This is a genomic window from Streptomyces sp. NPDC111606, assembly GCF_055656945.1.
This window is the reverse complement of the sequence record NZ_JBVKBY010000008.1, coordinates 378003-397494: the sequence shown is the minus strand read 5'-3', so window position 1 is coordinate 397494 and position 19492 is coordinate 378003. Positions and strand designations below refer to the sequence as shown.

Sequence of the window (19492 nt, the reverse complement as noted above, 5' to 3'; positions counted from 1 at the left end):
CCATGGGCCAGGGGCACGGCTGGGAGGGCGCGGTCCTGAAGCTGCTGCGCGCCAAGGACTTCGTCTTCACGGTGACCGGCGCCGAGGACGTCACGCCGCAGTATCGCCGCGTCCACCTCACCGACGGCGGCATGCTCGCGGTGACCGGCGTCCATCCCACGATGTGGGTCCGCCTGTGGTTCGACAACGCGGGCAAGCCCCACCAGCGGGCGTACACCCTGGTCGACGCGGATCCGGCGGCCGGCACCTTCAGCCTGGAGTTCGCCCTGCACGAGGGGTGCGCGAGCGACTGGGCGCGGGCGGCGAAGCCCGGGGACACGATCGAGGCGACCGTCCACGGCACGGACTTCGCCCACCCCGACCCGGCACCCTCCCACGTCTTCGCCATCGCGGACACGGCCTCCCTCCCCGCCCTCAACTCCCTCCTCACCACCCTGGACCCGGCACCCGCGACGGTGTGGTTCGAGGGCGAGCGGGACGGCCTGCCCTTCCGGACGGCCGAGTCCCGCCACGACGTACGGACACTGCCCAGGCGCGACGCCGGGGCCCACCTGGTCACCCAGGTGAAGGAGGCCCTGCCCGGCCTCCTCGAGGACACCGCGGAGCCGTACGTCTGGATCGCCTGCGACACGGCGACGACCCGCGCCCTGACCTCCTACGTCCGCAAGGAACTGGGCCTGCCGAAGCAGCGGGTGAACGCGCTGGGGTACTGGCGCCCCTGACCGGGCAGGGACGCGTACCCCTTGCGCGTCCCTGCCCCCGCGCGCGTGCGGACGGCGCGCGCGGGATGATCGGGGTCATGGACGTCACCCTGCATCTCGCCCAGGACCCCGAGGCCGACGCACTCCTCGGCCGCAGCCCGCTCGCCGCGCTGGTCGGCATGCTGCTGGACCAGCAGGTCCCGATGGAGTGGGCGTTCAAGGGCCCCCGTACGATCGCGGACCGGCTCGGCGCGGACGACCTCGACGCGCACGACATCGCGGCCCAGGACCCCGACGCCTTCGTGGCCCTGCTGTCCGAGAAGCCGGCCGTGCACCGCTACCCGGGGTCCATGGCCAAGCGGATCCAGCAGCTGTGCCAGTACCTCGTCGAGCACTACGACGGCGAGGCCGAGCTCGTCTGGAAGGGTGTCGCCGACGGACGCGAACTGCTGCGCCGGCTGGAGGACCTGCCCGGCTTCGGCAAGCAGAAGGCCCAGATCTTCCTCGCCCTCCTCGGCAAGCAACTGGGCGTACGCCCCACCGGCTGGCAGGAGGCCGCGGGCGCATACGGCGAACCGCAGTCCTTCCGCTCCGTCGCCGACATCACGGGGCCCGAGTCCCTGACCAAGGTGCGCGCACACAAACAGGAGATGAAGGCGGCGGCCAAGGCGGCGAAGGCGGCGCGGAAGTAGGCAGCGCGGCAATGACCCCGTGACGGCCGCCGGCCGCGGCCCGTGGCAGGCCGTCAGTCGAGTGGACCGCCCCGAATGGCGGGCGGCACGGGGACGTTCCCAGCATGGAGCATGACCGAGTCACCGGGCGGCCCCCTCGGGGGCCGGGACTATGACGACCGGCGGGTTCATGCGGGACATCCGCCCGGGGCCGGAGCGCCTCGCGAGGCCGAGCCGCCCTTCGAGGGGCCCCTGCACGTCCTCTCCCGGGCCGCCTGGCAGGTCGTGCTGGGCACCGGGGTCTGTTCCCTGGTGCTGGGCATCCTGGTCCTGGTGTGGCCGGATGCCCCGCTCTTCGTCTCCGGGGTCCTCTTCGGGCTCTATCTCCTGATCAGCGGCATCTTCCAGCTGGTCTCCGCGTTCGGCACGCACCGGACGACCTCGCTGCGGGTGCTGGCCTTCGTCAGCGGCACCGTGTCGGTCCTCCTCGGTCTGTTCTGCTTCCGCCGTCCGATGCAGTCGGTCCTGCTGCTCGCCCTGTGGATCGGCATCGGCTGGCTCTTCCGCGGCGTCACCCAGACCCTGGCCGCCGCCTCCGACAAGTCCATGCCGGCCCGCGGCTGGCAGATCTTCCTCGGCATCGTCACCATCGTCGGCGGAATCGTGCTGATCGACTCCCCGATCGAGTCGGTCACCGTATTGATGCTGCTCGGCGGGTGCTGGCTGGTGGCGGTCGGCGTCGTCGAGATCGTCATCGGAATCCGGATGCGCAAGCGGGCGCGCCAGGTCCCGCACGAGCTGTGATACGCGCCGCGGACCAGTACGCCGTGCGGGCGTATCTCACCCCGAACCGGATGAACGCCGTACGGCTCCCGGGGAGATGACCTTCCGTGAGTACCGCGAGTACCGCACGACACCACTCGCGCAGCCGGGCCTGGCTGCGGGTCCTCGTGCTGCTGCTCGCGTTGCTGGTGCCGGGCGCGCACGCCCAGGCCCACGCCCTGCCCGTCACGGCCGGCATCTCCGGCGAGGTCGCCGAGCACGACGTCCTCGACACGGCTCTGCGGCCGGCGGCCCGTGCCGACCGGCGCAACGCCGTACGGGCGCGTCCGGCCCCGCCCCCGAGGCCGGCGCCCGGCGCCGCACCGACCCCTCGGTCCTGCCCGCCGCCCGGGCAGCCGTACGTCCCGCACATCCTGCGCACCGTGGTCCTGCGCTGCTGACAGACCCCAGCCACGAGGTCCGTCAGTACGACGCAAGGAGCACAGTCATGCCCACCGACCACTACGCGGTCCTGCGCGCCCTGCTGCGCGCCGAGGCCGCACGCAACACGCCGACGCCGCAGGTGAAGAAGGCCAAGCCGCAGCTTCCCCCGAAGGTCCGGGAGCGCGGCTGACGCGGGCGGCGGAGGCGGGCTTCCTCCAGGTCACCGCCTCCGCCGCGCCGTGCCGAACAGCGACCGGGTGATCTCCCGCCCGATCTGCGTACCGACCGACCGAGCCAGGGACTTGAACATGCCGCTGCCCACGACCTGCTCGACGACGGAAGTCTGCTCCTTCTGCCGGGCCCGCCGGTCCGCCGCCCCCGTCGCCTCGCGGATCTCGTCGGGCCCCTTCCCGCCGCGCGGCTCGCGCATCTCGTCCGGGCCCTTGCCGCCACGCGACTGGAGCCGCTCGTACGCCGACTCCCTGTCCACAGCCTGTGCATATTGCCCGTACAGCGCGGACGCCATCACCGCCTGCTCCAGCGCGCCGGCCTCGACCGGCCCCATCAGCGACTCAGGGGCCCGCAGCCGGGTCGCGGCGACCGGTGTCGGGGCACCCTTCTCGCTGAGCACCGTCACCACGGCCTCGCCGGTGCCGAGGCCGGTGAGGAGCTCCTCCAGGTCGTACGCCGAGTTGGGGAAGGTCTTCACCGTGGCCTTGAGCGCCTTCTGATCGTCGGGCGTGAAGGCGCGCAGTGCGTGCTGGATGCGGTTGCCGAGCTGGCCGAGCACATCGGCGGGGACATCCTTCGGTGTCTGCGTCACGAAGAAGACGCCGACCCCTTTCGAGCGAATCAGACGCACGGTCTGCGTGATCGAGTCCAGGAATGCCTTGGACGCGTCGTCGAACAGCAGATGCGCCTCGTCGAAGAAGAACACGAGCTTCGGCCTGTCGGCGTCCCCGACCTCGGGCAGGTCATGGAAGAGGTCCGCGAGCAGCCACATCAGGAAGGTCGAGAACAGCTGCGGTCTGTCCTGTACGGCGGCCAGCTCGAGGACCGACACGACGCCCCGCCCCTCCGGTGCCGTCCGCAGGAACTCGCTCGTGTCGAACTCCGGCTCCCCGAAGAAGTCCGCCATGCCCTGCGCCTCGAAGGCGGTCAGGGACCGCAGGATCACCCCGGCGGTGGCGGTCGAGAGCCCGCCGATGTTCCTGAGCTCTCCCTTGCCCTCGTCGGAGGTGAGGAAGGCGACGACCGCCCTGAGGTCCTTGAGGTCGACCAGCTCCAGGCCCTTGGTGTCGGCGTAGTGGAAGATCAGGCCGAGAGACTGCTCCTGGGTCTGGTTGAGCCGGAGCACCTTGGACAGCAGGACCGGGCCGAAGCTGGTCACCGTGGCCCGTACGGGGATGCCGTGGCCGATGCCACCGAGGGCGTAGAACTCGGCGGGGAAGCCGGTCGCCGTCCACTCCTGGTGGACCTCGGCGGCACGCGAGCGCACCTTGTCGTTCGGCTGCCCCGGCGCCGCGACCCCGGACAGGTCGCCCTTGATGTCCGCCAGGAACACCGGCACACCCTGCGCCGACAGCTGCTCGGCGATCAGCTGGAGCGTCTTGGTCTTGCCGGTGCCGGTGGCGCCCGCGACCAGGCCGTGCCGGTTCAGCATGGGCAACGGCACCCGGACCTGCGCGTCGGGCAGGCACCGGCCGTCCCAGAGCAGGGCGCCCAGATCGAGGGCAGGGCCGCCGAAGGCATACCCGGCGGCGATCTCCAGTGCCTCCTGCGGCAGCGCGGCGGCACTGCCCCGCACCTCGGGAGCCCCGGTCGACGACACGGTGCCCGAACCGCCCTTGGCCCTGCTCTCCCGCTCACTCATGCCGGCCCTCCGCCCACTGAAATTCCGACGTACCCCCCGTTCGGAGCAACTCCTCCCACCACCCGTCTCCCCGTCCATCTGGCCGTCGCCGTCTCGATCTTTGCCGTTTCATTCCGTTTGCCCCAGCTTTTCCAGCGTCGCACTGCGTCGCCATGGCTGCGCCCGGAAGGTCTTGACCGGTAGGCTTTCCGTGTGATCTTCAAGCGCATCGGAAACGGCCGGCCGTACCCCGACCACGGCCGGGAAAGCACCCGGCAGTGGGCGGACGTCGCGCCGCGCCCGGTCCGCCTCGATCAGCTCGTGACGACCAAGGGCCAGCTCGATCTGGAAACCCTGCTCGCCGAGGACTCCACGTTCTACGGCGACCTCTTCGCGCACGTCGTGAAGTGGCAGGGCGACCTGTATCTGGAGGACGGTCTCCACCGCGCGGTGCGCGCGGCGCTGCAGCAGCGCCAGGTGCTGCACGCGCGCGTCCTCGAACTGGACTGAACCCAGGGCGTCACTGGTTGGCCCTTTCGGGTAGGACCGGGCGGCATCGAATGATCATCTAGTAGGCATTGCCGCTCGGGCGCACTACGCTGCGCCCATGAGCATGCTGACTCCCCCGGGCATGGGCGGCCAGTACCGGATCAAGGGGGACAAGTACCCGCGAATGCGCCGTCCGCGGCGGCGCGGCAGGCTCGTCGTCCTCACCGTCGCCTCGGCCGCCGTACTAGGCATGATCGGCTGGGGCACGCTGCAGCTCATCGATGTCTTCACGGACGGCGGAAAGGCCTCGGCGGCCGGTCCGAAGGCCGACTGCGGGTCCCGCGTGACGCCCTCGGCCAGTGCGGCGGCGCCACTGCCCAAGCCGGGCAAGATCACCGTCAACGTCTTCAACGCCACGACACGCAGCGGCCTCGCCAAGCAGACCGCGGACGAGCTGAAGAAGCGCGGCTTCAAGATCGGCGACGTGGGCAACGCGGCCAAGGAGTACGACAAGAAGGTCAAGGGCACCGGGCTGCTGCTCGGCCCGTCCTCGGCCCTGGACACCGCGCTGCCCGTCCTCGGTACCCAGCTCGGCACCGCCGAGCGCCGCACCGACCCCGCGCGCAAGGGCCCGGCCGTCGACCTGATCATCGGCAACGGCTTCAAGGAGCTCACGAAGAAGGCGGACGCCGACAAGGCGCTGACCGCACTGGCCAACCCCGAGCCGACGCCCGACGCTTCAAAGCAAGGCTGCTGAGCAACGCCTCCGAGGGGCGGGGGCTGTGCTTCTGTGCGGCTCCGCCGCGCGGGCGCGACCAGCCATGACCGGCCCGCAGCCGCCGTAGATCCGCACCCCTACGGCGAAAAGGCGTTCCGCCCGTCCTACTCGGCGGCGCCGTACAGGCGGTCCCCCGCGTCTCCCAGCCCCGGCACGATGTACCCGTGCTCGTTGAGGTGGTCGTCGACGGCGGCCGTCACGACTGTCACCGGCGTGCCCGCCAGCTCGCGTTCCATGAGCTCGACGCCCTCGGGGGCGGCCAGCAGGACCACGGCCGTGACGTCGTCGGCGCCCCGCTTGATGAGCTCCTGGATCGCCGCGACCAGCGTGCCGCCGGTGGCGAGCATCGGGTCCAGGACATAGACCTGACGGCCCGAGAGGTCCTCGGGCATGCGCGTGGCGTACGTGGAGGCCTGAAGCGTCTCCTCGTTGCGGATCATGCCCAGGAAGCCCACCTCGGCGGTCGGCAGCAGCCGGACCATGCCGTCCAGCATGCCGAGGCCGGCGCGCAGGATCGGCACCACGAGGGGGCGCGGGTAGGAGAGCTTGACGCCGGTGGTGTCGGTGACCGGGGTCGTGATGTCGACCGCTTCGGTGCGCACGTCCCGCGTGGCCTCGTAGGCCAGCAGGGTGACCAGTTCGTCGGCGAGCCGGCGGAAGGTCGCGGAGTCGGTGCGCTGGTCGCGCAGCGCGGTGAGCTTGTGGGCGACCAGGGGGTGGTCGACGACGTGGAGACGCATGTCCACAACAATAACCGGGGCCGGTGCGCCCAGCGTCCTCACGCGCAGCAACCCCAGGGCCATCACTTAACCCATGTGCTGGCATCAAACCGCCCATCGGAGGGAAAGTGAGAGGGACGTACCGGGGGTGGTGTGCCTATGCCTGACCGTGAGTCCCCGGCGGACACCGCGCAGCAGGAAGCCGACTCCGCGCGCCGTCGCCGCCGGGCACAGTTCCTGCGGGAACTCGCCGAGGCCCGCGCGCTGCGGGACCGCGTCCAGCCACGCCGCGCCAAGGCGGCCCGGCTGCGCCACGCCCTGCGCATGCGGACGTTCCGCTGGTAGGGCTAGGCACCGGGGAAGATCCGCGCCCTTCGGGGGCGTTGAGGCGGTGGGCGTGCGTGGACACCTGGAAAAGCCGCGTACGATCCGGACGTGGCGGCAACGAGTGTGCTGGTGAGTCCTTCACGGACGTGCTCGCGGAGCCCCTCGGGACGACGCGATCAAAACTGCCGGACACAGGGAGCCGAAGACGTCCCCTGAACGCCTTGTTTCTGCCACGATTCCGAGTGGGTGGGCTCGGAGCACAGCTCTCCCCGCCCCCAACCTCCGCCGGGGGGACCCCCAACCGGCACGCCTATGACCAGTGGGAGAGTCACGGTGTACTTCGCCGCACTGCTCGCGCGCACCGAAGACGGGTGGGAAGCGAGCGACAGAGAGCTCGACGATGTGGAAACCCTGTCTGATCTGGCCGAACTGGCCCGTGAAGCCTCGCCCGAGGACGACACGGTGCTGGTGCTCATCGAGCAGGAGGACGCCTGGTTCGGCGTCGTCCGGATCGACGGCGAGGACGACCCTCGTATCTACGTCTCGGACGCCGCCGCCGCTGCCCGCAGCAGCTACGGCGAGATCCTGCTCACCGACGAACTGCTCGGCAGGGAGCCCGGCGACGACAGCGCCGACCTGGACTCCCTGGACCTCGACGGCACGGAGGAGCCCGACAGCGACTCCGATGACGACGAGGAGGGCGGCGGCGCGGACGCCGTCCCGCACAGCCCCGTCGGCGACGCCGAGATCCTCGACGACCTCGGCGTCGGCGAGAAGGAACTGAAGGCCCTGGACGCCGAGGACGCGCTGGGCGCCATCGCCGAGGCGCTGGGTGCCTCGGAGGTGCTGGAGACCGTCCGCTGACCTCGTTCGACCCGGGGTCGGTACCCGAGGGGCCCGAGGTGCCTGAGGAATCCGAAGTGCCCGACCCCGTACGCGACCGCTGGCGGGCCGCGATGCGGCTCGCCCTGGACGAGGCCGAACTGGCCGTCCGGGGCGGGGACGTCCCCGTCGGCGCCGTCGTGCTGTCCGCCGACGGCACGACCGTGCTCGGCACCGGCCACAACGAGCGCGAGGCGACCGGCGATCCGACCGCGCACGCCGAGGTCCTGGCGATCCGCAGGGCCGCCGCGCAATTGGCAGGGGCGGCGCGAAGCGCCTCCGGCGAGGGTGGTGGTGGGCGACGGGCGGGCGAGTGGCGGCTGTCGGGCTGCACGCTCGTCGTCACGCTGGAGCCCTGCACGATGTGCGCGGGCGCGATCGTGCAGTCCCGGGTGGACCGGGTCGTCTACGGCGCCCGGGACGAGAAGGCCGGCGCGGCGGGCTCCCTGTGGGACGTCGTGCGCGACCGGCGGCTCAATCACCGGCCCGAGGTGATCGAAGGCGTGCTCGCCGAGGAGTGCGCCCGGCTGCTCACGGACTTCTTCCGGGATCGGTGATCCGAGCTCGGCGAATACCGATTTCAGAGCAGGGCGGGGGGTGCTGTAAGGTCTCCCTCGGTAGCGTGTCCGAGCGGCCGAAGGAGCTCGCCTCGAAAGCGAGTGTGGCGCAAGTCACCGAGGGTTCAAATCCCTCCGCTACCGCTGAAGGAGGGCCTCGTCGTCAGACGGGGCCCTTCGTGCTGTTGATCTCCCGTGAGGCGCGAAGGTTACACTCACCGCCGGTAACACGGGGCCCTTTCGGCTCTTTCGACTCGTTCGGCGCAGCAGACAAACCCAGAAACAGCAGCCACAGGGGAGGCCGCGATGGCGGTGAATTCGAAGAAGGTCGCCGTCTATGTGGTCGTGGTCTTCGCGCTCTACGTGATCATCACGGACCCGTCCAAGGCCGCCGACTACGTGCAGATAGGGTTCGAGGGCATATCGGACGCCGCCCAGGCCATCGGCGACTTCATGACGTGGATCGCCAACGGTGGCGACAGCTAGGTCCTGCCGCAGGGAGAACTCATGATCCGCCACCTGGTCCTCTTCAAGCTCAACGAGGGCGTCGAGCGCGACGACCCACGGGTCGTGGAGGGCGTCGAGGCCTTCCGCTCACTGGAGGGCAAGATCCCCGAGCTGCGGCACTGGGAGCTGGGCTGGAACTTCAGCGACCGCCCCATCGCCTACGACTTCGCCATCAACTCCGCCTTCGAGGACACCGCCGCCCTCCGCATCTACGCGGAGCACCCCGAGCACCAGGCGGGCGTCGCCCTGTGGCGGGAGTTCGCCACCTGGGTGATCGCCGACTACGAATTCTGAGCCACGGTCCCCCGGCTCCCCCCGGAACGTCAGCAGCCCTCCGCCGGAACGGCGGGGGGCTTTCGCGTGTCTTGCGCAGCGTCGCATCCCCAACACGGGATTATGCGGTACTTGAACACAATGAACTGTCTTGTGATGCTATGACCGCTTTTGACGGATGAGTTGATGGATCACGAGGTGGAGTTGACCGTGCCGGCCAGTACTGCGCCTCAAGCCCCGACCCAGGAGGACACCCCCGCGTCCCCGCCGCCCCGCAGCCGCGGTGCCGACACCCGGGCGCTGACCCAGGTGCTCTTCGGGGAGCTCAAGGACCTGAAGCCGGGCACGCCGGAGCACAACCGCGTGCGCGGGGCGCTCATCGAGGCGAACCTCCCGCTCGTGCGCTACGCGGCCGCCCGCTTTCGCTCCCGCAACGAGCCGATGGAGGACGTGATCCAGGTCGGCACGATCGGGCTCATCAACGCCATCGACCGCTTCGACCCGGAGCGGGGCGTGCAGTTCCCGACGTTCGCCATGCCGACCGTCGTCGGCGAGATCAAGCGTTACTTCCGGGACAACGTCCGCACGGTCCACGTACCGCGCCGGCTGCACGAGCTGTGGGTCCAGGTCAACAGCGCGACCGAGGACCTCACCACCTCCTTCGGGCGCACCCCCACCACCTCCGAGATCGCCGAGCGGCTGCGCATCACCGAGGACGAGGTGCTGTCCTGCATCGAGGCCGGACGCTCGTACCACGCCACCTCGCTGGAGGCCGCGCAGGAGGGCGACGGGCTGCCCGGACTGCTGGACCGGCTCGGCTACGAGGACCCGGCCCTGGACGGCGTGGAGCACCGGGATCTCGTCCGGCACCTGCTGGTCCAACTCCCCGAACGCGAGCAGAGAATCCTTCTTCTGCGGTACTACAGCAACCTCACCCAATCGCAAATCAGTGCGGAACTCGGGGTCTCCCAGATGCACGTTTCGAGGCTACTCGCGCGTAGCTTCCAGCGACTGCGTTCGGCGAACCGGATCGACGCGTAACCGCAAGCAGGATCGAGTCGTCACCGTCGCGAGCGAATCGCTCACCAGGGCGGATCCCGACAGTTCTCTGTTGAAAAACCGTCAGACCCCCTTTATCCAGGGCGGATTCGAGTCTCACATGTCGACATGTCACTACAGCGTGTTGCCGACATGTGACATTCTTCGGGAAGCGCGTTTGCCGTGGCTTCGGCTCCGGTATTCAGGTGAAGGCTGGCGTTCCTCGTTCGGAGCGTTCGCCACGACCGTCCCGCGACCCAAAGGGGGTGGCATGTCCGCAGACCAGGGCAGCTCGAAGGTGCTCACGCTCACAAAGAGCGAGTCCGCGCCCGACGCCGTTCTCGACGACGTCACGGCTCTGGAGGCCGTCCCGGCCCAGGCCCTCCCGGCAACCGATGTCCCGGCCGTACCGGCCTCGGGTGACATCGACACCCGCACCCTGTCCCGCTCCCTGTTCCTGCGGCTCGCCGCACTGGACGAGCACAGCCCCGAGCGCGCGTACGTTCGGGACACGCTGATCGAGCTCAACCTCCCGCTGGTGCGCTACGCGGCCGCCCGCTTCCGCTCGCGCAACGAGCCGATGGAGGACATCGTCCAGGTCGGCACCATCGGCCTGATCAAGGCGATCGACCGCTTCGACTGCGAACGGGGCGTGGAGTTCCCGACGTTCGCGATGCCGACGGTCGTCGGCGAGATCAAGCGGTTCTTCCGCGACACCTCGTGGTCGGTGCGCGTCCCGCGCCGGCTCCAGGAGCTGCGGCTGGCCCTCACCAAGGCCAGCGACGAGCTCTCCCAGAAGCTGGACCGCTCCCCGACGGTGACCGAACTCGCCGCCGTGCTGGGCGTGTCCGAGGAGGACGTCGTCGACGGCCTCGCGGTCGGCAACGCGTACACCGCCTCCTCGCTGGACTCCCCGGCGCCGGAGGACGACGGCGGCGAGGGCTCCCTGGCCGACCGGCTCGGGTACGAGGACACCGCGCTCGAGGGCGTCGAGTACCGCGAGTCCCTCAAGCCGCTGCTGGCCAAACTCCCGCCCCGCGAGCGCCGGATCATCATGCTCCGCTTCTTCGCGAACATGACCCAGTCGCAGATCGGCGAGGAGGTCGGCATCTCCCAGATGCACGTCTCCCGGCTGCTGACCCGGACCCTGGCGCAGCTGCGGGAGGGCCTCATCTCCGACTGACCCCTGCTGTGCCCTTCATATTTGACGGAGCGTCAGCCACCATGGCCCGATGCTTCGCCGGATATGGACGACCTCGACACCTGGCCGTCGGCGCGCCGTGATCGGCGCTTCGGCGGCCGTCGTCTGCCTGGGCGGGGCTCTGGCCGCGTGCGGAGGCGGCGGAGGCGGTGACGGGTACGTCGCGACAGGCGCTGCGGGCGGTCCGCCCCGTGTCTCCGGTCCGGCTGCCGCGCCGACGGGCGAGGTGACGCTGGTGCCGCTCGACGGGCCGAAGGGCGGCGAGGGCGGCGGCAACAGCAGCGGCAGCGGCAGCGGCAGCGGTGAGCGTGGCGGCAACTCCCCCGATCAGGGCGGGAGTCAGGAGCCGGCAGCCTCCCGGGAAGCGGGGCGCGGAGGAACAGACCGTCCCGACCGCCTCCCGAGTGAAACCCCCGGCCGCGCGGTCACGCCGGCCGACCCCGCGGCCCCGCCCGGCAGGTCACCCGCGCCCTCGACGCCCGCGACCACTCCCGCACCCGCGAAGCTGACCGTGGGCGACCCCGTACGGGAGCCCACCGACAAGCGCTGGTGCGAGAAGGTGACGCTCGACTTCCGCAACTCGGGCGGCACGGCCGTGCGTTCGGGCACCGTCACCTTCGGCACCCACATCATCGGCGCGCTCGGTATCGACTGGGCGACCATCGAGTCGTCGCAGGAACTCCCGGCGCCGATCAAGGCCGCTGCGCGCAAGGAGAAGAGCTGGACGGTGTGCGTCGAGGCCTGGCGGGTGCCGCTCGGCATGCACATCGAGACGCGGGACGTCTCCGTCCGGTGGAAGTGAACCCGGCAGCGCCTACTTGAGCGCCAGCCAGGCCACCGCCGCCACGATCGCCACGGCGACGATCACGCCGACGATGAGGCCGATGCGGGGGCCGCCGGAGGAAGCCTGCTGCTGCCGACCGCCCTGCGGGCCCTCGTCGACGAACGCGCGGAACATCTGGGTGCTGCCTGCGGGGTCGTGGTTGCCCTGGGGGCCCTGGGTGTTAGCCATGGCCTAGGACCCTAGCGAATCTGCCCGTTCGGCCCAAGTGGGAGCTCCCGCCCTGCACAGGGGTGCACAGGACCCACCCGACCTGCACATTTACGGTCGCAATACTTGCCTTTGCCAAGTTTTTGCGGCCCCGTCGACCCTTTTGTTTGCCTGTAGCAACCAATGGCTTCTATGGTTGCCCTAAGCAACAAATGACGGAGGTGTGATGGCCGAGCAGGCGCAGTACGAGGAGCTGGTCCGTCAGTTCAGCGCCTTCGGCGCCGTGAAGCGGGAGATGGGGCGGGTGCTGCCGTCCGACTGTCCCGCCGGTTCCGCCGCCGTACTGACGTTGCTGAACCGCCACGGCGACATGCGCATGAGCAAGCTCGCGGAGTTGCTGGCCGTGGACATGTCGGTCACCAGTCGCCATGTCGCCCACATCGTGGAGCGCGGCTGGATCGAACGGTCCGCCGACCCGGCGGACAAGCGCTCGCGCATCCTGCGTCTGACGCCCGAGGGCCTGGCACAGGTGGACCGGCTGTCGCGGTGCACCACGCAGATGCTCGCCGAGCGCCTGAGCGACTGGACCGATGACGAGGTCATCCAGCTCACCCGGCTCATGGCGCGGCTGAGGTCGTCCTTCGACGAGTCCCCCCGTACACCCGCGATCACCCAGTAGGAAAAGGAATTTCATGGCAACGACCACACCAGCCGGTGTGCGGGCGCACGCCAAGCACTCAGCAGGTGCCTCCACCGACGGCGCCCCGATGTCGCACCGGCAGATCATGGAGGCACTGACCGGGCTGCTGCTCGGCATGTTCGTCGCGATCCTGTCGTCGACGATCGTCTCCAACGCCCTGCCCGACATCATCAAGGACCTCGGCGGCGGCCAGAGCGCCTACACCTGGGTGGTCACCGCGTCGCTGCTGGCGATGACCGCGTCCACGCCCCTGTGGGGCAAGCTCGCCGACCTCTTCTCCAAGAAGCTCCTCATACAGCTGGCCCTCGTGATCTTCGTGGCCGGCTCAGCGCTGGCCGGTCTCTCGCAAAACCCGGCCATGCTCATCACGTTCCGCGCGGTGCAGGGCATCGGCATGGGCGGTCTGTCCTCGCTGGCCCAGATCATCCTGGCCGCGATGATCTCCCCCCGGGAGCGCGGCCGGTACAACGGCTACCTCGGCGCCACCTTCGCGACCGCGATGGTCGGCGGCCCGCTGATCGGCGGTGTCATCACCGACACCGACTGGCTCGGCTGGCGCTGGTGCTTCTACGTCGGCGTGCCCTTCGCCGTCCTCGCCCTGATCGTGCTGCAGCGCACCCTGCACCTCCCGGTCGTCCGCCGGAAGGTCAAGGTCGACTGGGCGGGCGCGTTCTTCATCACCGCCGCGGTCTGCCTGCTGCTGGTCTGGGTGACCTTCGCCGGTGACAAGTACGACTGGGTGTCCTGGCAGACGTACGCGATGACCGGCGGCGCGCTCGCGCTGCTGCTGATCTTCGTCCTCGTCGAGTCCAGGGCGAGCGAGCCGATCATCCCGCTGCGGCTGTTCCGCAACCGCACCATCACGCTCGCCTCGCTGGCGTCCCTGTTCGTCGGCATCGCGATGTTCGCGGGCACGATCTTCTTCAGCCAGTACTTCCAGCTGGCCCGCAACGAGTCGCCGACCATGTCCGGTGTCCTGACGATCCCGATGATCGTCGGCCTGTTCGTCTCGTCGACCGTCTCCGGCCAGGTCATCACCCGCACCGGCCGCTGGAAGGCGTGGCTGCTCGCCGGCGGTGTGCTGGTGACGGCGGGCCTCGGGCTGCTGGGCACGATCCGCTACGACACCCCGTACTGGCACGTCGCGATCTTCATGGCCCTGCTGGGTCTCGGCGTCGGCATGATGATGCAGAACCTGGTCCTGGCCACGCAGAACCAGGTGGCCCCGAGCGACCTGGGCGTCGCCAGCTCGGTCGTGAACTTCTTCCGCTCCCTCGGCGGCGCCATGGGCGTCTCGGCCCTCGGCGCGGTCCTCAGCCACCGCATCACCCACTACGCCGAGGAGGGCATGGCCAAGCTCGGCGTCCAGGGCGGCTCGTCCGGCCACGGCGAGATCCCCGACCTCGACGCGCTGCCGGGGCCGGTGCGCACGGTCATCGAGAGCGCGTACGGCCACGGCGTCGCGGACGTCTTCCTGTACGCCGCGCCGATCGCCTTCCTCGCCCTCCTGTTCGCCCTGTTCATCAAGGAGGTCCCGTTGAAGACCAAGGGAGCCCTGGCCCAGGCCGCCGAGGGCGCCGAGCCCGCGACGCCGAAGCCCGCCGAGACTGCCGCGCCGGCCGCCGCGCGGGAGCGGGTCCCGAGCTGGGCCGCCGCCTCCGCCTCCTCGGACACGGAGGCCGCTCCCGACGGCACCCAGAAGCTCGCCGCCGTCGCCACGGTGGCGCGTGCCGAGGAGTCCGGCGGTACGCCGTCCGGCGGAGTCCCGGTCCGCGGCTTCGTGCGGGGCGCGGAGAGCGCGCCGGTGCCGCAGGCAGCCGTCACGCTGATCTCCCTGGCCGGGCGCCAGCTGGGCCGCTCGGTGGCACAGGCCGACGGCTCGTACGCGGTCGACGCGCCGGGCGCGGGCTCCTACGTCCTGATCGCCTCCGCCGACGGCTTCCAGCCGCAGGCCTCCACGATCGTCGTCAACGGTGACGAGGCGATGGCGTACGACATCCTGCTCAGCGGCACCAGCGGCCCGACCGGTGTGGTCCGGGCCGCGGGGAGCTCGCTGGCCGTCAAGGACGCGATGGTGATCGTCACCGACGTGCGCGGCGATCTGCTGGCCACCGCGGCCACCGGTGAGCAGGGCGAGTTCAGCTTCGCCGAACTGGTCCCGGGTGCCGTGACCGTCGCGGTGAACGCCGCCGGATACCGGCCGCGCGCCCTGCCCGTCGAGATCGGCGGCACCGGGGTCACCCGGGTCGAGGTCGACCTGGAGGCAGGTGCCCAGGTCCAGGGCGTCGTGCGGGCGCCGCACGGTCCGCTGGCCGACGCGCGCGTCACGCTGGTCGACGCCGCGGGCAACGTCGTGGGCAGTGCCACCACCGGGCCGGACGGGGCGTACGCCTTCACCGACCTGGACGGCGGCGAGTACACGGTCATCGCGACGGGCTACCCGCCGGTGGCGACGGCCCTGACGGTGACCGGCCGCGGAGCCGACGACCACGACATCGCACTCGCCCACCCCGGCGAGTAGCCGAACTCCGGCCCGTGGTGGCGGCGCGCTCTGAGCGGAGGTGCGCCGGCGCCGCGGGCCGGTTTCTTTATGGCCAATTTGTAAGACTTTGCAGGGAGTTGGACGGGATGGGACTGACGGGACTGACCGCGAGGATCCGCACCCGGGACGGATGGGCCGTCTCTCACGCGGTCGTCACGGTGACCGACATGACGGGCACGCAGGTGCTGCGGGCCGAGGCGGACGCGGAGGGGGCCGTACGGGACGCGAATCCGCTGCCTGCGGGGGCGTACACCGTCATCGTCACCGCCGTCGGCTACGCCCCGGCCGCCGCGAGCGCCATCGTCACCGCGAGCGGCCGCGCCGAGGTCGGCACGGTGACGCTGGCCCGGCAGGGCGGCACGGAACTGCCGCCGCCCGGGCCGTGGACCGTCGACCCGGCCCACTCCAGCGTCGCCGCCGTCGCCCAGCACCTGGGGATCTCCAGCGTGCACGGCCGGTTCACCCGGTTCTCCGGTGCCATCGAGATCGCGCCGGACGACCTCACCAAGTCCCGCGTGGAGGCGGTGATCCGGGCCGACTCGATCGACACGGGGAACGGCGTGCGGGACGGGCACCTGAAGTCGCCGGACTTCCTGGATGTGGAGAAGTACCCCGAGATCACATATCGCTCGACGGGCGTCACGGCTGCCGCGGGCACCGACCGCTGGACGGTGCACGGCGAGCTGACCATGCACGGTGTCGTACGGCCGGTGGACCTGGACCTGGCCTACCTCGGCACGGGGGCCGACCCCTGGGGCGGGACACGGGCGGCGTTCCGCGCGACGACCGAACTGCACCGGGACGACTTCGCCATGAACTACAACCAGGTGGTGCAGGCGGGGATCGCGGCCATCGGCACGACGCTCAAGGTCGAGCTGGACATCCAGGCGGTGCAGGGCGGGTCGCTGCCGCAAGGGTAGGCACGCCAGGGTCAGGCTGAGAGGGCCGGTCCGCCCCTAGGCTGACCCCATGGCACCGAACATCGCGACCAACACCCGCGTCTCGCTCGAAGAGCTGCTCGACTTCGTACGGCCCCGCCATCGCGCCATCCTCCTGACCCGGCGGGCCGACGGCAGCGCGCAGGCCTCGCCGCTGACCTGCGGGGTCGACGACTCGGGGCGGGTCGTGGTGTCCACGTATCCCGAGCGGGCCAAGACACGCAATGCCAAGCGGGACCAGCGGGTCAGCCTGCTCGTGCTGAGTGACGACTGGAACGGGCCGTGGGTCCAGATCGACGGTTCCGCCGAGGTCATCGACTCGCCGGAGTCGGTGGAGCCGCTCGTCGAGTACTACCGCAACATCGCCGGGGAGCATCCGGACTGGGACGAGTACCGGGCGGCGATGCTGAAGCAGGGGAAGTCGATCATTCGGGTGACGCCGGAGAAGTGGGGGCCGGTGGCGACCGGCGGGTTTCCTGCGCGGCTGGTCGAGGGCGCGTGAGAGCGCGGCTTGTTCCGGGCGCCTGAGAGCTCGGGGGGCCGGGTGATCGTGCGAGTGCCGGTTGTCTGTGGCTGATCGCGCCCACGCGGCGGAGCCGCATATCGATACGGCCCCGCGCCCCCCGAGGCACTGCCGCGCCCTAGGGGCGTTGCTCGCGCCCTGCCCTTTCGACCATCGCCTCGATGCCCGCCACCAGCAGGTCGAGGGCGAAGCCGAAGTCCCTCTCCCACATCTCCTGCACCGTGTCGCCACCCCGGGCCTCCATGAGTTCCGCGGAGTCCTGGACGATTTCGGCGGCCTCGGGAGCCTGCGTGACCGTGCTCATGGCGTGCTGGAAGTAGTCGTCCGGGGTCATGCCGAACGCCGCGCTGCGGGCGATGAAATGGCCCTCGATCGTGCCGAAGCCGTACACGAACTGGAAGACGGCGGAGATGGCCGCGACCAGGCCGTGTGCCGGGAGGCCGGTCCTGCGGATGATCCGCTGGACCTGGCGGGAGAACGCGAGGCTGTTCGGGCCGATGTTGACGTACGTGCCGATCAGCGGCGACAGCCACGGGTGCCGGACCAGCAGGCCGCGGTACTCGCGGGCCAGCGCGCGCAGTTGGTCGCGCCAGTCCTCGTCGGCCTCCGGGTCGGGCAGGGTCAGTTCACCGAACGCGGCGTCCAGGGCGAGTTCGAGCAGGTCGTCCTTGGTGTCGACGTACCAGTAGACGGACATCGCGGTCACGTTCAGCTCGGCGGCCAGCCGTCGCATGGAGAACTTGGCCAGCCCGTCCGCGTCCAGCAGCCGTATGGTCACCTCGGTGATCCGGTCCCGGTCGAGCCCGGAGGGCTGCCCGCCGCCTCGTCCGCCACGACGTTCCTTGCCCTCCAGCCAGACGCTGGTCCGCGCGGACTGCCCGGCCCTCACCATGGCGCACCTTCCTAGACATTCGCATCGTCGTCGCGGGAAACGCCCCTACAGGGGCGCAGGGCTGTATGCGGCTGCGCCGCGTGGGCGCGACCAGCCACAACGGCCCGCAGTCGCCCACCAACCGTATGTGTCCCGACCTCTCAGGCGAACTCTGCCCGCTCAGCACGCCGAAGCAACGCCCACGCGACCAGCCCCCCGAGCAACACGGCCGACGCCCCCACCAACAGACTGCTCTCCAGCCCGGAGGAGAACGCGTCCGTGATCTCCGCCTTCTCCTCGGCCGACCCCGCGGCCGCCAGCGCCGCCGGCAGGGACGTCGCGGCCACCGGAATCAGCGCCGCGAACCGCGAGTTGAGCAGAGCGCCCAGCACGGCGACGCCCAATCCCGTGCCGAACTCCGCCACCGTCCCGTTGATCCCACCGCCGACGCCCGCCTTCTCCGGCGGGATCGCACTCATGATGGCGTGTGACATCGCCGGACTGGCGACGGCGGCACCGGTGCCGATGAGGACCAGCCCCAGCAGCGTGCCGGCGTAACCGCCGGAGGCCATCGTGGCGATGGAGGCGAGGCCCGCCGCCATGACCGCCATGCCGAGCCCGATGGCCAGCGGGTTCCCCAGTCGGCCGGCCCACTTCGCCGCCACGCCGGTGAAGTTCAGCGCCACGATCATCAGGGCCAGCGGGGCCGTCCGCAGCCCGGCCTCCAGGGGCTCGTAGCCGAGCACGAACTGCATGTGCTGGGTGAGCAGGAAGAGCGAGCCGCCCATGCCGAAGGTGATCAGCACACCGCCCGAGACCGCCCCCGTGAACTGCTTGTTCCGGAAGAAGTGCATGTCGATCATGGGGTACGGGATCCGGCTCTCCCAGTACGCGAAGGCGGCCAGCACGACGACGGCCACGGCCGCTGTCGCCAGGACGCGGCCCGACGCCCAGCCGTGTTCGGGCCCGGTGATGATCGCGTACACCAGGGCGACCATGCCGATCGTGGAGAGCACGGCGCCCAGCAGGTCGGGACGGTCTCCCTGCGGGTTCTTCGACTCCGGGACGAGCACCACGACCGCGACCAGGGCGAGCAGCGCGACCGGAATGTTGATCAGGAAGATCGCGCCCCACCAGAAGTGGTCCAGCATGAAGCCGCCGAGCAGCGGTCCGGCCGCGAAGCCCAGCGAGTTCACCGCGGCCCAGATGCCGATCGCCTTCGGCTGTTCCTCCGGCGTGAAGATCTGTATGGCCACGGCCAGGACGGTGGTCATCAGCAGCGCGCCGCCGACGCCCATGCCGGCCCGCGCCGCGATCAACTGGCCCGTGGAGTCGGCGAGGCCGGCCACGAGCGAGCCCGCGCCGAACAGGGCCAGGCCCGCGGCCAGCATCTTCTTGCGGCCGTAGCGGTCGGCGGCGCTGCCCGCGGTGAGCAGCAGGCCCGACTGCACGAGCGAGTAGGCGTTGATCATCCACTGGATGTCGGAGGTGGCCGCGCCCAGTTCGCGGGTGAGGGAGGGGATGGCCACGTTCAGGACGGTGTTGTCGAGCACCACGGTGAGCACCGCGACGCACAGGACACCGAGGATCAGCCAGCGCTGCGGGTGGCCGCCCGGCGCCGCGGGCTGTGGCTGGGCCGGGGCCTGTTCCTGAGGGGACGTCGTCATGCTGTACACCGTAGAACAGATCCCATACACCGTACAACGCGAATTCCCGCCGCACCGGA

The 19492-nt window shown here is 70.5% G+C and carries 24 protein-coding genes and 1 tRNA gene; 20 read left to right on the top strand and 5 right to left on the bottom strand.

Going from position 1 to position 19492, the window contains the following annotated elements:
- The first annotated feature begins 2 nt into the window (after nucleotides 1-2).
- From ACZ7M7_RS28660 to ACZ7M7_RS28640, 5 genes are all read left to right on the top strand, one after another.
- Nucleotides 3-722 carry a siderophore-interacting protein gene (locus ACZ7M7_RS28660; RefSeq protein WP_383608064.1) on the top strand — a complete coding sequence of 240 codons (720 nt, stop codon included), beginning with the start codon at nucleotides 3-5 and terminating at the stop codon, nucleotides 720-722.
- Between the two features lie 77 nt (nucleotides 723-799).
- Nucleotides 800-1393: an HhH-GPD-type base excision DNA repair protein gene (locus tag ACZ7M7_RS28655; protein ID WP_369272054.1), complete on the top strand. Its 594-nt coding sequence runs from the start codon at nucleotides 800-802 to the stop codon at nucleotides 1391-1393.
- Between the two features lie 111 nt (nucleotides 1394-1504).
- Nucleotides 1505-2176 carry an HdeD family acid-resistance protein gene (locus ACZ7M7_RS28650; RefSeq protein WP_472121544.1) on the top strand — a complete coding sequence of 224 codons (672 nt, stop codon included), beginning with the start codon at nucleotides 1505-1507 and terminating at the stop codon, nucleotides 2174-2176.
- Nucleotides 2177-2262: 86 nt separating this feature from the next.
- Nucleotides 2263-2595 carry a hypothetical protein gene (locus ACZ7M7_RS28645; protein WP_472121541.1) on the top strand — a complete coding sequence of 111 codons (333 nt, stop codon included), beginning with the start codon at nucleotides 2263-2265 and terminating at the stop codon, nucleotides 2593-2595.
- Nucleotides 2596-2642: 47 nt separating this feature from the next.
- Nucleotides 2643-2768, top strand: a complete 126-nt coding sequence (locus ACZ7M7_RS28640; protein WP_383608071.1) for a hypothetical protein — start codon at nucleotides 2643-2645, stop codon at nucleotides 2766-2768.
- Nucleotides 2769-2798: 30 nt separating this feature from the next.
- Here the strand turns inward: ACZ7M7_RS28640 and ACZ7M7_RS28635 are convergent, their stop codons facing one another.
- Nucleotides 2799-4451 (bottom strand): helicase HerA-like domain-containing protein, encoded by a 1653-nt coding sequence (locus tag ACZ7M7_RS28635; protein ID WP_472121538.1) that lies wholly within the window; start codon nucleotides 4449-4451, stop codon nucleotides 2799-2801.
- A gap of 192 nt (nucleotides 4452-4643) precedes the next feature.
- Here ACZ7M7_RS28635 and ACZ7M7_RS28630 point away from each other — a divergent pair, with 192 nt between their 5' ends.
- Together ACZ7M7_RS28630 and ACZ7M7_RS28625 are read left to right on the top strand one after the other, a co-directional pair.
- Entirely contained in the window at nucleotides 4644-4940 is a 297-nt protein-coding gene (locus ACZ7M7_RS28630; protein WP_003999914.1) for a type II toxin-antitoxin system VapB family antitoxin, read from the top strand.
- Between the two features lie 121 nt (nucleotides 4941-5061).
- Entirely contained in the window at nucleotides 5062-5676 is a 615-nt protein-coding gene (locus tag ACZ7M7_RS28625; RefSeq protein WP_383608556.1) for a LytR C-terminal domain-containing protein, read from the top strand.
- 125 nt (nucleotides 5677-5801) lie between these two features.
- On the opposite strand, the gene upp is transcribed toward ACZ7M7_RS28625, so the two are convergent.
- Nucleotides 5802-6437, bottom strand: coding sequence for a uracil phosphoribosyltransferase (gene upp, locus ACZ7M7_RS28620; RefSeq protein ID WP_328880640.1), 636 nt, complete (start codon nucleotides 6435-6437; stop codon nucleotides 5802-5804).
- Between the two features lie 138 nt (nucleotides 6438-6575).
- On the opposite strand from upp, the gene ACZ7M7_RS28615 reads away from it, so the two are divergent.
- From ACZ7M7_RS28615 to ACZ7M7_RS28575, 9 genes are all read left to right on the top strand, one after another.
- On the top strand, nucleotides 6576-6761 hold the full coding sequence (locus ACZ7M7_RS28615; RefSeq protein WP_383608076.1) for a hypothetical protein: 186 nt from the start codon (nucleotides 6576-6578) through the stop codon (nucleotides 6759-6761).
- A gap of 315 nt (nucleotides 6762-7076) precedes the next feature.
- A complete protein-coding gene (locus ACZ7M7_RS28610; protein WP_472121731.1) occupies nucleotides 7077-7607 on the top strand; it encodes a tRNA adenosine deaminase-associated protein in 531 nt (176 codons plus the stop codon).
- 92 nt (nucleotides 7608-7699) lie between these two features.
- A complete protein-coding gene (locus ACZ7M7_RS28605) occupies nucleotides 7700-8182 on the top strand; it encodes a nucleoside deaminase (protein ID WP_451167903.1) in 483 nt (160 codons plus the stop codon).
- A gap of 59 nt (nucleotides 8183-8241) precedes the next feature.
- Nucleotides 8242-8326, top strand: a tRNA-Ser gene (locus ACZ7M7_RS28600).
- Nucleotides 8327-8488: 162 nt separating this feature from the next.
- Nucleotides 8489-8668, top strand: a complete 180-nt coding sequence (locus ACZ7M7_RS28595) for a hypothetical protein (RefSeq protein WP_383608078.1) — start codon at nucleotides 8489-8491, stop codon at nucleotides 8666-8668.
- Nucleotides 8669-8689: 21 nt separating this feature from the next.
- Nucleotides 8690-8983, top strand: a complete 294-nt coding sequence (locus ACZ7M7_RS28590; RefSeq protein ID WP_383608080.1) for a Dabb family protein — start codon at nucleotides 8690-8692, stop codon at nucleotides 8981-8983.
- Nucleotides 8984-9148: 165 nt separating this feature from the next.
- Entirely contained in the window at nucleotides 9149-10003 is an 855-nt protein-coding gene (locus ACZ7M7_RS28585) for an RNA polymerase sigma factor SigF (protein WP_328880636.1), read from the top strand.
- A 268-nt stretch (nucleotides 10004-10271) separates the two neighbouring features.
- A complete protein-coding gene (locus ACZ7M7_RS28580; RefSeq protein ID WP_328426320.1) occupies nucleotides 10272-11183 on the top strand; it encodes an RNA polymerase sigma factor SigF in 912 nt (303 codons plus the stop codon).
- Nucleotides 11184-11232: 49 nt separating this feature from the next.
- Nucleotides 11233-12003 carry a hypothetical protein gene (locus ACZ7M7_RS28575; protein ID WP_472121533.1) on the top strand — a complete coding sequence of 257 codons (771 nt, stop codon included), beginning with the start codon at nucleotides 11233-11235 and terminating at the stop codon, nucleotides 12001-12003.
- Between the two features lie 12 nt (nucleotides 12004-12015).
- On the opposite strand, the gene ACZ7M7_RS28570 is transcribed toward ACZ7M7_RS28575, so the two are convergent.
- Nucleotides 12016-12213 carry a hypothetical protein gene (locus ACZ7M7_RS28570; protein WP_472121530.1) on the bottom strand — a complete coding sequence of 66 codons (198 nt, stop codon included), beginning with the start codon at nucleotides 12211-12213 and terminating at the stop codon, nucleotides 12016-12018.
- Between the two features lie 205 nt (nucleotides 12214-12418).
- Between ACZ7M7_RS28570 and ACZ7M7_RS28565 the strand changes: the two genes are divergently transcribed.
- The 4 genes from ACZ7M7_RS28565 (at nucleotide 12419) to ACZ7M7_RS28550 (ending at nucleotide 16874) form a co-directional block, all read left to right on the top strand.
- A complete protein-coding gene (locus ACZ7M7_RS28565) occupies nucleotides 12419-12871 on the top strand; it encodes a MarR family winged helix-turn-helix transcriptional regulator (protein ID WP_383608087.1) in 453 nt (150 codons plus the stop codon).
- Between the two features lie 88 nt (nucleotides 12872-12959).
- Entirely contained in the window at nucleotides 12960-15413 is a 2454-nt protein-coding gene (locus ACZ7M7_RS28560) for an MFS transporter (RefSeq protein ID WP_472121728.1), read from the top strand.
- Between the two features lie 107 nt (nucleotides 15414-15520).
- On the top strand, nucleotides 15521-16354 hold the full coding sequence (locus ACZ7M7_RS28555; RefSeq protein WP_472121527.1) for a YceI family protein: 834 nt from the start codon (nucleotides 15521-15523) through the stop codon (nucleotides 16352-16354).
- 49 nt (nucleotides 16355-16403) lie between these two features.
- The gene (locus ACZ7M7_RS28550) at nucleotides 16404-16874 is read left to right on the top strand and encodes a PPOX class F420-dependent oxidoreductase (protein WP_383628951.1); all 471 of its coding nucleotides are present in this window, start codon (nucleotides 16404-16406) and stop codon (nucleotides 16872-16874) included.
- A gap of 139 nt (nucleotides 16875-17013) precedes the next feature.
- Here the strand turns inward: ACZ7M7_RS28550 and ACZ7M7_RS28545 are convergent, their stop codons facing one another.
- Together ACZ7M7_RS28545 and ACZ7M7_RS28540 are read right to left on the bottom strand one after the other, a co-directional pair.
- Entirely contained in the window at nucleotides 17014-17787 is a 774-nt protein-coding gene (locus ACZ7M7_RS28545; RefSeq protein ID WP_451167688.1) for a TetR/AcrR family transcriptional regulator, read from the bottom strand.
- A 140-nt stretch (nucleotides 17788-17927) separates the two neighbouring features.
- On the bottom strand, nucleotides 17928-19433 hold the full coding sequence (locus ACZ7M7_RS28540) for an MFS transporter (protein ID WP_472121524.1): 1506 nt from the start codon (nucleotides 19431-19433) through the stop codon (nucleotides 17928-17930).
- Nucleotides 19434-19492 lie beyond the last annotated feature (59 nt).